This window comes from Paenibacillus sp. GbtcB18 (genome assembly GCF_019091125.1).
Classification (GTDB): domain Bacteria; phylum Bacillota; class Bacilli; order Paenibacillales; family NBRC-103111; genus Paenibacillus_F; species Paenibacillus_F chitinolyticus.
Genome location: NZ_JAGXJX010000002.1, coordinates 786,912 through 800,549, shown reverse-complemented (window position 1 = coordinate 800,549; position 13,638 = coordinate 786,912). Strand labels below are relative to the sequence as shown.

Genomic DNA, 13,638 nt, shown 5'->3' with positions numbered 1-13,638 from the left:
ATCATCCTTTTATCAAAACGGTTTCCAACACTAAGGGAGGGGAAAAGATGAGTTATTCTAAACGGACGCCCATGCTTGTCCTGATCGACATGATTATCGTATGGGCGAGCATTTATCTGACTTTCCTGGCGCATTTCCGGGGCGGCATTCCGCAGGAAGTCATGAGTGTCATTATGCTCTACACACTGGTATCCGGTATCTCGCTGGCGTGCGCGATGTTTTACTTCCAGCTCTATAACCGGATCTGGCAGTATGCCAGCGTCGGTGAAATGGTAGCGATCGCCAAAGCGGTCATCGTCTCCTGTCTGATCTCGTATGCGGTGACATCGTTCCTGTCCGCCGGAGAGATTACGCTGTACATGTTCCTCCAGAATCTGAACGGTATTCTGCTTATGCTGGGCGGTTCAAGGTTCGTCTGGCGCGTGTTTTGCGACAACTTTTACGGCAGCTCAAGAGCCCGGGGCGGCAAACCCGCCCAGCGGACGCTTGTCGTCGGAGCCGGAAGCTGCGGCGTCATGTTCGTGAAGGAGCTGGCGCACAACGACAGCTTCATGATGAAACCGGTCGCCTTCGTGGACGACGATCCCTACAAACAGAAGCTTCAGCTTCACGGCATACCGGTCATGGGAAACCGCCTGGACATTCCCCGCATCGTGGAAGAGCAGCGGATCGACGATATTATCATCGCCCTGCCTTCGGTGTCGAAGACGCAGATTTCGGACATTATCAACATTTGCAAAACGACGAAAGCCCGTCTGAAAATCATTCCGCACATCCAGGAATATATCCAGGGTAAAATGGCGGCTAACCAGATGCGCGACGTGCAGGTGGAAGACCTGCTTGGGCGCGATCCCATCCAGACGGATCTGCAAAATATCGCCGATTATGTGCAGAACAAAATCGTGCTGGTCACCGGCGCGGGCGGGTCTATCGGTTCCGAGCTGTGCCGTCAGGTAGCCCCGTTCAAACCGGCCCGGCTGCTCCTTCTCGGTCACGGGGAGAACAGCATTTACGGCATTGAGATGGAAATGCGCCGGCTGTTCCCGAATCTTCCGATCGAAACCGTAATCGCCGATGTGCAGGACCGGACCCGCATTGCGGACGTGTTCCGCGAATTCGGCCCGCAGGTCGTCTTCCACGCCGCAGCGCACAAGCACGTGCCGCTCATGGAGCGCAACCCGTCGGAGGCGATCAAGAATAACGTATTCGGCAGCAAAAACGTGGCGGAGTGCGCGGACGAATTCGGCGCGGAGCGTTTCGTGCTGATTTCGACGGACAAAGCCGTCAACCCGACGAGCATTATGGGAACGACCAAACGGATCGCGGAAATGTTTATCCAGAGTCTGGACAAGCACAGCAAAACGAAATTCGTGGCCGTCCGCTTCGGGAACGTCCTGGGCAGCCGGGGCAGCGTAATTCCGAGGTTCAAGGACCAAATCGCCCGTGGAGGCCCGGTAACGGTAACCCACCCCGAGATGGTGCGTTATTTTATGACCATTCCGGAGGCGGTGCAGCTCGTGATTCAAGCCGGGGCTTTCGCGAAGGGCGGCGAGGTATTCATTCTCGACATGGGCAAACCGGTTAAAATCGTGGATCTGGCGACCGACCTTATCCGGCTTTCCGGCTATGAACCGAACGTCGATATCGATATCGAATTTTCCGGTATCCGCGCGGGCGAGAAACTGTACGAGGAGCTGCTGACCAGCGAGGAAGGCATGACTTCCACGATGCACGACCGGATTTTTATCGGAAAGCCGATGAATATCAACCGGACCGAGCTGGAATTCGAAATGCGCCGTCTCGAACGCGTGCTCGGCAGCGATCCCGAAGAAATCCGCGCGCTGCTGCAGCATCTGGTGCCGACCTACCGCAATGTTTCTTAAAACCAAAGCAGGAATGGAATTGAATCCGGGATGAGCATACATACAACCGCGAAACCACTTACACAGCGTTCTTTATCCAAAATGCTGATGAAAAGCAGCTCGCTGTCTTTCCTGGTCAACGTAGGGGGAATCGGCATTGCGCTGATTCTGCAAATTCTCCTGGCCAGGCAGCTCGGCGCCGTCAGCTACGGCTATTATTCGTTCGTCACGACCGCAGTGACGTTCCTGGTTTTCCCGACGAAGCTCGGGTTCGACACCGCCATCGTCCGGTATGTTTCGTCCTACCGGGCGCACGGGCAGTGGGCGGAGGTGAAAGGCCTGCTCCGCCGGGCGAATCAGATCACGGCGGGATTGTCGCTGGCCGTGACGGTCATTTCGCTCCTCGTCGTGCTTCTGATGAGCGGAACCATGAACGGCGAACTTCTCTACACCTACATAGCCGGCTTGCTCGGCATTCCGGTTATGGCCCTGGCCCTGCTCCGTCAAAGCTCCCTTCAGGCGCTGAAGGAGATGCTGCACGCGCAGCTGCCGGAGAAAATCATCCGCCCGGTCGTGTTCATCGCGCTGCTGTTTCTCTACAACGCCATCGCAGACACGAAGGCCGGGGCGGGAGAAGCGATGCTGCTCTTCCTGGCCGCCATGGCCGTGTCCTACGCCATCGGCGCATGGGTGCTGAAGCGCAGGCTGACTCCGAAGATCCAAGGAGCAGGCACCGCCTACAACACCCGCGAGTGGGTGAACGTCTCCCTGTCGCTTATGTTCGTCTCGGGCATGTACCTCGTGCTGGGCCAGCTCAACGTGCTGATGCTCGGCTGGATGGAGGGAACGACCGAGGCGGGGATTTACGGGGCGGCCGTCCGGATCGCGACGCTCGTTTCGTTCGGTCTGACGGCTATCAACATGACGGCGGCTCCTTTCATCTCGGAGTCTTACGCCAAGAAGGACGACAAGCAGCTCCGGCATGTGCTCAGCCTGAGCAATCTGGCGGGATTCCTGTTTGCGGGCGTCATCTATGTCGCCTTCCTGTTTCTGAACGATCCCATTCTCGGCCTGTTCGGAGAAGAGTTCAAACGGGGATCGCTGGCGCTGCTGATTTTGTCCACCGGCCAGCTCGTCTCCGCTTTCAGCGGGCAGACGGGTACGCTGATGACGATGACGGGTCAGCAGAAAACCCTGGGCCGGATTTTAGCCGGTTCCGCCGTGCTGAACATTGTGCTGAATCTTGCCTTGATCCCGGCCTTCGGCATGCTGGGGGCCGCCGTAACGAATCTGCTTTGCACTGTCTGCTGGAAAACAGCCATGGTGATCGTTATCCGGCGCAAGCTGGGCATTTCCATCGGGATGTTTGCCTGGATGACCGCCAACAAAAAGCGAGGGAACTAACGTGAAACATATATTGCTTGCGGGCGTGCCCCATTCGACGAATCTGGGAGACGGTCTTATCGCGATGACCGTCAACCAATTGATCCGCACCTGCGGGGAATATACCGTCACCAACTTTGATTTGACGGCGGGTCTGTACAGAGAGACTCCGGTCCGCAGCGGTTCCGTTCGGCGATCGGATGGAGGACCCGCTCTAACCCGTGAATACAAACTGAACGAAGTCAGCGTGAAAAAAAAGCTGACGCCGGATTTTCTGCGCTACATGAAATCGTACTCGGTCCATAAACGCAAAGACGCCGTGCTCGGCGAGCAGATCCGCGAGCTTGTCACGCGGGCGGATGCGGTTCTGATCGGCGGCGGACATTTGTTTATCGACACTTACTTGTCGTTTCCCATCGCCATGCGCCGTCTGGTCCGGGAAGTGAAGAGGCAGGGCAAGCCGCTTCACGTCGTGTTCGTCGGCATGAGAGGGCCTTGGAGCTTTCTGGCCCGGAAGTGGTTTACCGATATTTTGCATTACGCCAAAACAATTTCGGTCCGAGACGAAGATTCGCTGGCTTATTTACTTTCCATCGCTCCGTCACTGGCTCACAAAGCCGTTGCTTTATCCGATCCGGCGCTCGTTACCCTGGAAGCATTTCCGGGAAGGCATGCCGGGGACACAAAGTCCGCTTCCGTCCGAACCGTCGGGCTCGGTATCATGGACCCCAACGAAATGAGGCGGCATTCCCCTTACGTATGGGAACGGGACGATTGCGCCGATTGGTGGCACAGTCTGGCGAAGGGAGCGACCGACGGCGGCAGCCGCGTCCGGGTCTTTACGAACGGGGCGGACACCGACAACGCCTTCGTGGAACATTACATCAAACCGCGGCTGGCCGGAATGCCCGGTGTGGAATTCGCCCCTTATCCGGGCGATGTCGGGGATCTGGTCGAGAGCATCCGGGACTGCGATACGGTTATCGCCCAGCGCCTGCATGCGTGCATCCCGGCCATCTCCTTCGGCAAGCCGACCTACGGCATCGCCTGGGACAAAAAGCTGGCGAGTATTTTTAAAGATCTGGGCCTCTCGGGACACGTGCTCGATTTCCGTACGGACCCCCAAGCAGTGCTTGCCGGGCTTGTCCCGGAGAAAAGCCGCCAGGAAGGCTCCGTCCGGATCGTCAACCAGAAAAAACGGGAACTTGTTACTTACGTCGGGAGGATTCTGCATGAAGCCTAAAACGAAAATTCTTCACGTCGTCGGAAAAATGCATCCCGGAGGGATCGAAACGCTATTGATGAACTTGTACCGGACGATTGACCGGGATAAATACGAATTTCATTTTGCCGTACAGTTTGAGGAAAAAGGATTTTACGATGACGAGATCATCGAGCTGGGAGGCCGTATTTTCAGACAGCCTCATCCGAAAAAAGGGCTGCGCGCCTTCCGCCGTGCTTTCCTCGCCAACTTGAAGGAACACGGGCCGTATCAGGTCGTGCACAGCCACATCTACCAGTTCAGCGGCTACGTGTTGAAGCTGGCCGGCGAGATGAACGTGCCGGTCAGAATCAGCCACAGCCACAACACGCACGACAGCAAGCGGGAATCGTGGCTTCGCAACCTCTACCGGAGGTACATGCGGGGACTGATCCGCAGCAACTCCACGACGATGCTCGGCTGCTCCCGCTCCGCCTGCGAAGCGCTTTTCGGGCCCGACTGCTGGGGGGACGAGCGGGTCGTCGTGTTCCCGAACTCGATCCAGGTCCAGCCTTACGGGCAATTGGAGAGAGACCGCTCGGTCTACCGCAGAGCGGTCGGGGTCACGGACCCTCATGTGCCCGTGATCGGGCACATCGGAAGATTCAGCGAGCAGAAGAACCACCGGTTTCTGCTCGACATCTTCGCCCGCTTCCTGCGGACCCGTCCGGACGCTCAGCTTGTGCTGATCGGGGACGGACCGCTGCGCAGCGAGATGGAAGCCCGGGTCCGGGAGCTTGGAATCGCGGATCACGTGCATCTGCTCGGGGTGCGCAAGAACATCCCCGAGCTGATCGGAGCCTTCGATCTGTTCCTGCTGCCTTCGCTGTACGAAGGACTCGGCATCGTGGTCATTGAGGCGCAGGCTGCGGGCGTTCCGTGCCTCATCTCCGATCAGGTGCCCGCAGAAGCGGACCTGAACCTGGGGCTGGTCAGCCGGCTGTCCCTGAACGAATCGGCCGATACGTGGGCGGGGGCGATCCGGCAGAAAACCGTCGGATCGCGGCTCGACTGGCCCGTCCGGCTGGAGGCGCTGCAGGAGTGCGGATACGACATTCAGACGAGTGTGCGGAGACTGGAGCGGATGTACGCTGCGGCGCCATAGCTCTGCAGCCGGGCTGCCGAAGGGAGCGCCTCCTCTTCGGAACCTGTTCGTGGTCGGATATGTACTCCTTATGCTGCTTCTGGAAAAAGGAATTTTTCTGCTGGATGAACGCATGGGAATCATTTCTTTTTTCGTTCTGCTGCTGCCGCTCTTCTGCATGATCCGGTGGCCGGATCAGCCGTTTCTGCTGTATATCGGCTTTTGCGTGATGCTGATCGGGAAGTTCGTTTATGCGCTCACCGCGACTCCCTTGGCCGGGCCCGACGAAAATCATTATTACGAGCAGGTCGTCACGTACCTGGGTCTGGGTGATTTTCTGAATTATGCCTTTGAGCATATTTCGACCTATCTGTTTAACTCATCGGCGTATCCGATTTTCGGACTCATGTACATGCCGTTCTTTAAATTTCTCGACGTGTCCGATCCGCTTGTCATCATTACGTACAACTCGGTTATGCTGATCTGGATCGCTTATCTGATCTATGCGCTAAACCGGTCGTTTTTCGGTTATGAGCAGGCAAACCGCCGCATGTACGAAGGCTGGATCATTCTGGGGCTGTTCGTCAGCCCGTCGTTCATGATGATGACTTCGCTTTTTGCAAAAGACGTCACCTGCGTGGCGCTCGGCTTGTACTGCACGCATCTGCTGCTGAAACGGAAGTACGTTTTGTTCCTGCTCGTGATGCTGTACGCAACCGGCCTGCGCGATTATGCCATCGTGTACACGCTTTGCTTTTATCTGCTGTTTACGAAAAGATTCAAAACCGCGGTCGCCATGCTGGTCGTATCGGCCGGCGTGCTCGCCGTCAAAATCGGCGGACTGGGCATCGTCAATGCGGTATTGCTGACGGCCTTCCTGTTCCTGAGCCCCAATCCCGTCAATCCGGAAAATTGGGAAACGAACGTGATGTTCCGTTCCATGGAAGCCGTCGCGATGCTCGTGGCGCTTGCTTTTGCGGTGCTGATGTTTATCCGATATAAGGAGACGAGAGCGTTTTACCGGATTGTCGTGGTGCTGCTATTCGCTTATGCCTGCACGCTGGTGCTCGTCGGCTACATGACGGTAACGGGACGCGATCTGGAATACGGCGTCGGCACGATCGGGGACAACATGGTGCGCAAGAAGCTCCCCATTCTGCCCCTGCTGTATATGTTTCAGGCCTATACGGCCGGCTGGACGCTGAAATGGTTCAAGTCTATCCGCGACAAAAGGAGAGGAATTCATGAGAGGCCGAGACCGGTTTCACAAATTCAAAACGGTGCTGGACATCGTCATCCGCATTCTCCGTCTCTTCCCGAGGCCGGCGCTTAAGTACGCCTGGACGCTGACCGATCTTCTGCCGGACACGGCGGGGGTGGCGATGCGATACTGTCTGCTGAAGTGCCTGGCGCTGAGCTGCGGAGACAACGTCTTCGTCGGCCGGTCGGTGGAGATCAAATACTGGGAGCGCCTGCGGATCGGCAGCAATGTCAGCATCCACAAGCAGTGCTACCTGGACGCATGCGGCGAGCTTCAGATCGACGACGACGTGTCCATCGCTCACCAGAGCTCGCTGATCTCTTTCCAGCACAGCTGGGAGAACGAATCTCTTCCCATCCGCGACAATCCGGTCGTTTGTTCCAAAATCCACATTCACCGGGATGTCTGGATCGGCTGCGGATGCAGGATCTTGGCGGGCGCAAGCATCGGAAGCCGTTCAATCGTCGCTGCGGGGGCGGTCGTAACCAGACCGGTTCCCTCAATGACAGTGGCGGCGGGTGTGCCGGCCAAAATCATTAAGTCAATCAGAAAAGAGGGTCACTATGAACGTTCTGTGGGCACATGATCATACGTTTTACTTTACGGATTCGGGGAAATTTTACTCAAGCGGCAAGCTGCCTTACGCCGTATGGGAGAGGTATCTTTCCGTATTCGACTCTCTCACGGTCGTGTCCCGGGGCAAGAGAATGACCTCCGCCCATGAAATGGAGAAGAAAAGCTTGTCGAGCGGAGCGGGCGTCAACTTTATCGTCCTGCCTTCCCTCAGCAATCCCGTTAATAAGATTACGAAAAAAGGCTACGTCGAGCGCGTGCTGACGGAAGCGGTCATGAAAGCGGACGCGGTGATCGCCCGGCTGCCGAGCGAAATCGGCTCCGAAGCAATCGCCATTGCCAAGAAGCTGGGCAAGCCTTTTGCGGTCGAGGTTGTAGCCTGCGCCTGGGACGGATTGTGGAACTACGGCAGCGTGCAGGGCAAGCTGTACGCACCGATCGCCACGTGGAAAACGAAGTCCGACGTAAAGGAAGCTCCCTATGCCATCTACGTCACGGAGCAGTTTCTGCAGAAAAGGTACCCGTGCCCGAGCGGCCGCACCCAATCGTGTTCGAACGTCGAGCTTCCCGAGATGGGCGAAGATGTGCTGCAAAGAAGGCTGGAGCGGATTCGCAGCATGAAAACGCCGGTCACGATCGGTTTGATCGGTTCGTTAAACGGCAAAACTAAGGGCATCGACACTGCCTTGAACGCCCTGGCGCGGATCAAAAGCCAACTGCCGCCGTTCAAGTTCCGCATTCTCGGGGACGGGGACAAGTCGCGCTGGATCGCGATGGCAGGAAGCCTGGGACTGCAGGAGAACGTCCAGTTCGACGGCGTCCTTCCGAGCGGCAGCGCGGTGTTCGGCTGGCTGGACAGCGTGGATATCTACATCCAGCCGAGCTTCCAGGAAGGACTTCCCCGCGCCACGATCGAAGCGATGGGAAGGGGCTGTCCCGTAATCGGCTCGACGGCCGGAGGCATTCCCGAGCTTCTCGATCCGGGCTGCCTGTTCAAGCCGGGCCAGGATAAACAATTGGCCGCTCTGCTTACGGGAACGGTTATCAACCGGGACTGGATGCTGGAGCAGGCAAGCCGCAATTTTGCCAAGGCGGCTAATTTCACCAAAACGAAGTTGGACCGCGATCGAAGCGAGTTCTGGCAGTCTTTTCATCAATATGTAAGCAGGGGAGTGTAGGCAGTGTCTATTCTGATCACCGGATCAGCCGGTTTTATCGGCTACCATTTGGCTTTAAGGCTGCTGGAAAGCGGAGCGGAGGTAGTCGGCTACGATAATCTCAACGATTACTATGCCGTCACGCTGAAACAAGACAGGCTGAAGCAGCTTCAAAATTACCCGAATTATCATCATTATACGGCCGATTTATGCGACCACGAGCAGCTTAACCGGGTGTTCGGCGAGCATGAAATCCGGGTAGCCGTCAATCTGGCCGCTCAAGCTGGCGTGAGGTACAGCCTCCAGAACCCGAGAGCTTACGCCGATTCGAATCTGACGGGATTTCTGAACGTTCTGGAAGCGTGCCGGACCTACAAAATCGACCATCTCATCTACGCGTCTTCCAGTTCGGTATACGGAGCCAACACCAAAATGCCGTTCTCGACGGACGACCCGGTCGACCATCCCGTCAGTCTGTATGCGGCTACCAAAAAAGCGAACGAGCTGATGGCTCATTCTTACAGCCACCTATACGGGATACCGGTGACGGGGCTGCGCTTCTTTACGGTATACGGACCGTGGGGGCGCCCGGATATGGCGTACTTCTCTTTTACCCGCAACATTCTCGAAGGCAAGCCCATTCAAGTGTTCAATGAAGGCAAAATGCGGCGCGACTTTACGTATATCGACGATATCGTCGAGGGCATTGTGAGGCTGCTGGACCGCCCGCCCGCGCCGAATAAGGAATGGGATAGGGAAAATCCCGATCCGAGCACGAGCTACGCGCCTTATAAAGTGTATAACATCGGCAACAATTCGCCGGTTGAACTGATGACGTTTATCCGGACGCTGGAAGAGAGTCTGGGCACGAGGGCGGACATTGAGTTCAAACCCATGCAGCCGGGTGACGTGCAGGCGACTTTCGCGGATATTGACGCTCTTCAGAGAGATGTCGGATTCCGCCCGTCGACGCCTATTTCGGAAGGACTCCGCAAGTTCGCCGACTGGTATGTCGGGTATTACGGGTCCGGGTCTTAAAGCAAACGCATCTTAGACGGAAAGGGGAGGCTTCGCTTGAGCAAAATCGCCCATATTTGTACGTCGGCTATCTCTCACAAAATTTTGTCGGACAAAATGTCCGTCCTGCAGCGGGCCGGGCATGAAGTCCATCTGATTTCATCCCCGGAAGGCTACGACGAGCAGGCGATGAAGAACAGCGGACTCAAACTGAAGTTCGTGCAGATGAACCGCAAAATACGTCCGGTGGAAGATGTGCGTTCGATCCTCCGGATGAGAAGGCTTATTAAGCGCGAAGGCTATGACATCGTCCATACCCATACGGCCAAGGCGGGGATTATCGGACGAGCCGCCGCCTGGCTGGCCCGCACGCCGGTCATTATGCACACGAGCCACGGCCTGCCGTTCTATGAAGGCCAGTCGAAGACGGCTTACACGGTTTACCGGACGCTCGAAAAGATCGGCACGTACTTCTGCGATGCGCTTGCTTCCCAGAACCGGGAGGACATCACCAAGCTCCAGTCGCTGAACGCGGGCAAGATCGTGTACTACGAAGGCAACGGCGTCGACCTGGACAAACTGGACAAAGCGGCCGGTACCATCAGCCGGGAAGAGTTGGAGAGGTTAAAGGCGACCTACGGTGTCCCGGAAAATAAGACCGTTCTGCTCATGGGAGCGAGAATGGAGCCGGTGAAAGATCATCATTTTCTGCTGGACGCGCTCGCTCTGCTGAAAAGCCAGGGAATCACGGATTTCGTTTGTCTGCTAGCCGGCAAAGGTCCGCTGGAAAAACAAATCCTCGAACGGATCGTCGAGCTCGGCCTGCAAAAAGAAGTGCTGCTGATCGGGCACCGTTCCGACCTGTATGCCTTTCTGAAAATGGCCGACATCGTCGTGCTGACTTCCGAGAAAGAAGGAATTCCTCGTTTTCTGATGGAAGCGATGGCTTTTTCCAAACCCGTGGTCGCAAGCGACGTGCTCGGTACGAGGGAGCTGGTCCGGCACGAGGATACGGGCCTGCTCGTTCCTTACAAAAATACCGGGGCGCTCGCCAAAGCTTTCCGCACCCTTATCGAGAACAAAGCGTACGGCACCATGCTGGGGCAAGGCGGCCGACGTAGAATCGAACGGGAATTTACCGAGCAGATTGTCGTCAAAAGGCTCGAAACGATGTACAAGGAACTCCGTGCGGGAAAAAGACAAAAGAGCCGCATCGGAAGATGGCTGGGACATACCGCCCTGCGTACGGCGGATCTTGCTATCGCACTGCCTCTGGTGCTTCTGCTGCTTCCGGTCTATGCGGTCGTCGGGCTTCTTGTCCGCTTGAAGCTGGGTTCGCCGGTGCTGTTTAAGCAGAAGCGTCCGGGACGGTTCGGTAGACCGTTCCACGTCTACAAGTACCGGACGATGACCGACAAAAGAGATTCATCCGGAAATCTTCTTCCGGACGAAGTCAGGCTGACCGCATTCGGCAAAGGGCTGCGCAAGCTCAGCCTGGACGAAATTCCGCAGCTCTTGAACGTGATCAAGGGCGATATGAGCCTGGTCGGCCCACGTCCGCTGCTGATGGAGTATATGGAGCTGTACACCGATGAGCAGAAGCGGCGCCACTGGGTACGCCCCGGAATTACGGGATGGGCGCAGGTGAACGGGCGGAACGCGATTTCATGGGAAGACAAGTTCAAACTCGACGTGTGGTACGTCGACAACCGCTCCTTCCGCCTTTATGTCAAAATTCTTCTGCTGACCGCCGTTAAAGTCGTTCGCAGGGAGGGCGTGTCGCAGGAAGGGCAGGCCACGACGACCAAGTACACCGGAAGCGCCGCATCCGGTATCGGAAGCCCGTCGTGAGGGGACTACTCTTGATCGGCGACGGGGGCCACGCCAAGGTCGTGCGCGACATCGCGCTGGCCGGCGGGCAGTACGAGCTGGCCGCCGTGCTCGATGACCGCTATGCGGTCCCGGCCGCCGGGGCGGACGGCCTGCCCCGCGGACCGGTCGCACTGGCCGCCCGCATGCTCGCGGAAGACGAAGACCTGCGCGTCTTCGTCGCCATCGGCAGCGGAACGGTCCGCCGCAGGGTCGCCGGCTCGCTCGGCATAGAGCCAGACCGCTTCGCGCTGCTGATCCATCCCCGCGCCGTCGTGAGCGGGAACGCGAGCCTGGCGCCCGGCACGGCCGTGATGCCGGGCGCGGTCGTCAACGCGGGGGCCCGGATCGGCGCCCACGCGATCGTCAACACCGGCGCCGTCGTGGAACACGACTGCGTGATCGGCGACTACGCGCATGTGTCGCCGAACGCGGCCCTGGCCGGCGGTGTTGACGTGGGAGCGGGAGCGCACATCGGCATCGGAGCCTCCGTGATCCAGGGGCTCGCCGTCGGCGAGTGGAGCACGCTGGGCGCCGGAGCCGTGGCGGTGCGCGATATCCCCGCCGGATGCACGGCCGCGGGCGTGCCTGCCCGGGTGATCCGGCGGGCGTAAGCGGGTGACGGCTGAACGCTGCGCAGGACCGCAGGCGCGAGCCTGGTATTCGCGCGTGCGTTCACCCGTCCGGGGCGGCGAGCGAGTTACCCGGCAGTCAGCCGATATGCAGGTGCGGGTGACCAACGTCATGCCGCACCGCATCGTGACCGGGAGCTGAACTGCGCTGCGCTCGGTGTGACCGGATTCAGCGAAATGATTCTGATTTCATTCAATAAATCGTATTTCGTCAGGTACATAAACACGCTCTTATTCCATTTGACCGAATGACCGGATCAATCAAAGGAGGACCGAATATGGCTGTTCAACTTCAAACTCATGCTTCACCGGCCCGCGCCGTACAGCTTCAAACAGGGACCGCCCCCGGAACGGCGGATAGTCTGCCGGGAACCGGCTGGAGCCGTATTCTCCTGTCTCCTCCGCATATCGGCGAGGAGGAGCAGAAGTTCGTCCGCGAAGCGTTCGAGACGAACTGGATCGCTCCGCTCGGTCCGAACGTGGACGCGTTCGAAGCCGAGCTGGCGGCTTACACCGGCTCGAAGGGAGCCGTGGCCCTCAGCTCCGGCACCGCCGGTATCCACGAGGCGCTGCGTCTCCTTGGCGTAGGCCCGGGCGACCGCGTCCTGTGCTCCTCGCTCACGTTCGTCGCCAGCGTCAATCCGATCGCTTACCAGGGAGCGGAGCCTGTGCTGATCGACTCGGACGAAGCGACCTGGAACATGTCGCCGGCCGCCTTGGAGCGGGCTCTCGCCGAATCGAAGCGGGAAGGGCGGCTGCCCAAAGCGGCGGTCGTCGTTAACCTCTACGGACAGAGTGCGGACATGCTGCCGCTCCTGGAGCTCCTCGACGCCTACGGCGTTCCCGTTGTCGAGGATGCGGCCGAATCGCTCGGCGCGACCTGTTCCGGCAAGTCGAGCGGAACGCTCGGACGTTTCGGAGTCTACTCGTTCAACGGCAACAAGATCATTACGACATCCGGCGGAGGCATGCTGGTGTCGGACGATCTGGAAGCCTTGGAGAAAGCCCGCTTCTGGGCCACGCAGGCAAGAGATCAGGCTCCGCACTACCAGCACAGCGAGGTCGGCTATAACTACCGGATGAGCAACATTCTAGCCGGTGTCGGTCGAGGGCAGCTGCGTGTGCTGGATGAGCGGGTGAACGCCCGCCGGGCCGTGTTTGACCGGTACCGCGAGGCGCTTGGCGGCATCGAAGGCATCGCGTTTATGCCGGAGGCGCCGTACGGCCGCTCCACACGCTGGCTGACCGCGCTGACGGTCGATCCGGCCGCGGCCGGCATTACGACGGAAGAGCTTATCGCGCGCCTGGCCGCGGAGAATGTGGAGTCCCGGCCGGTCTGGAAGCCGATGCACCTGCAGCCGCTGTACGGCAAGTGCGCCTACTACCCGCATGAAGAGGGCGTGAGCGTATCCGAGCGCCTCTTCGAACAAGGGTTGTGCCTGCCTTCCGGTTCCAGCCTCGGCGAATCGGATCAGGATTTTGTCATCGGCATTCTGCTTCATGCTTTGAACGCTTAGAGCCACACGCAGTTAACGACCA

Annotated in this window: 11 protein-coding genes; all 11 read left to right on the top strand. The window is 58.3% G+C overall.

Going from position 1 to position 13,638, the window contains the following annotated elements; all coding sequences use genetic code 11:
- Positions 1 to 47: 47 nt before the first annotated feature.
- Entirely contained in the window at positions 48 to 1,883 is a 1,836-nt protein-coding gene (locus KVT34_RS08905; RefSeq protein WP_217558217.1) for a polysaccharide biosynthesis protein, read from the top strand.
- Positions 1,884 to 1,913: 30 nt separating this feature from the next.
- The gene (locus tag KVT34_RS08900) at positions 1,914 to 3,266 is read left to right on the top strand and encodes a flippase (RefSeq protein WP_254634654.1); all 1,353 of its coding nucleotides are present in this window, start codon (positions 1,914 to 1,916) and stop codon (positions 3,264 to 3,266) included.
- Position 3,267: 1 nt separating this feature from the next.
- A complete protein-coding gene (locus KVT34_RS08895; RefSeq protein WP_217558216.1) occupies positions 3,268 to 4,488 on the top strand; it encodes a polysaccharide pyruvyl transferase family protein in 1,221 nt (406 codons plus the stop codon).
- Entirely contained in the window at positions 4,478 to 5,611 is a 1,134-nt protein-coding gene (locus tag KVT34_RS08890) for a glycosyltransferase family 1 protein (RefSeq protein WP_217558215.1), read from the top strand. The genes KVT34_RS08895 and KVT34_RS08890 overlap by 11 nt, the downstream gene beginning before the upstream one ends.
- Positions 5,612 to 5,660: 49 nt before the next feature.
- Entirely contained in the window at positions 5,661 to 6,923 is a 1,263-nt protein-coding gene (locus tag KVT34_RS08885) for a hypothetical protein (RefSeq protein ID WP_217558214.1), read from the top strand.
- Positions 6,835 to 7,437 carry an acyltransferase gene (locus tag KVT34_RS08880; protein WP_217558213.1) on the top strand — a complete coding sequence of 201 codons (603 nt, stop codon included), beginning with the start codon at positions 6,835 to 6,837 and terminating at the stop codon, positions 7,435 to 7,437. Before KVT34_RS08885 ends, KVT34_RS08880 begins: the two co-directional genes overlap by 89 nt.
- Positions 7,415 to 8,602: a glycosyltransferase gene (locus KVT34_RS08875; protein WP_217558212.1), complete on the top strand. Its 1,188-nt coding sequence runs from the start codon at positions 7,415 to 7,417 to the stop codon at positions 8,600 to 8,602. Before KVT34_RS08880 ends, KVT34_RS08875 begins: the two co-directional genes overlap by 23 nt.
- A gap of 3 nt (positions 8,603 to 8,605) precedes the next feature.
- On the top strand, positions 8,606 to 9,619 hold the full coding sequence (locus KVT34_RS08870; RefSeq protein ID WP_217558211.1) for an NAD-dependent epimerase: 1,014 nt from the start codon (positions 8,606 to 8,608) through the stop codon (positions 9,617 to 9,619).
- A 36-nt stretch (positions 9,620 to 9,655) separates the two neighbouring features.
- Entirely contained in the window at positions 9,656 to 11,449 is a 1,794-nt protein-coding gene (locus KVT34_RS32590) for a sugar transferase (protein ID WP_217558210.1), read from the top strand.
- Positions 11,450 to 11,460: 11 nt separating this feature from the next.
- Positions 11,461 to 12,081: an acetyltransferase gene (locus KVT34_RS08860; protein WP_254634653.1), complete on the top strand. Its 621-nt coding sequence runs from the start codon at positions 11,461 to 11,463 to the stop codon at positions 12,079 to 12,081.
- Positions 12,082 to 12,377: 296 nt separating this feature from the next.
- Positions 12,378 to 13,616: a DegT/DnrJ/EryC1/StrS family aminotransferase gene (locus KVT34_RS08855; RefSeq protein WP_254634652.1), complete on the top strand. Its 1,239-nt coding sequence runs from the start codon at positions 12,378 to 12,380 to the stop codon at positions 13,614 to 13,616.
- Positions 13,617 to 13,638: the final 22 nt, after the last annotated feature.

Excerpts from the sequence above, each read along its gene's own strand:
- KVT34_RS08900 (WP_254634654.1), top strand. The coding sequence starts at position 1,914 with ATGAGCATACATACAACCGCGAAACCACTTACACAGCGTTCTTTATCC.
- KVT34_RS08890 (WP_217558215.1), top strand. The coding sequence starts at position 4,478 with ATGAAGCCTAAAACGAAAATTCTTCACGTCGTCGGAAAAATGCATCCC.
- KVT34_RS08905 (WP_217558217.1), top strand. The coding sequence starts at position 48 with ATGAGTTATTCTAAACGGACGCCCATGCTTGTCCTGATCGACATGATT.
- KVT34_RS08875 (WP_217558212.1), top strand. The coding sequence starts at position 7,415 with ATGAACGTTCTGTGGGCACATGATCATACGTTTTACTTTACGGATTCG.
- KVT34_RS08855 (WP_254634652.1), top strand. The coding sequence starts at position 12,378 with ATGGCTGTTCAACTTCAAACTCATGCTTCACCGGCCCGCGCCGTACAG.
- KVT34_RS08880 (WP_217558213.1), top strand. The coding sequence starts at position 6,835 with ATGAGAGGCCGAGACCGGTTTCACAAATTCAAAACGGTGCTGGACATC.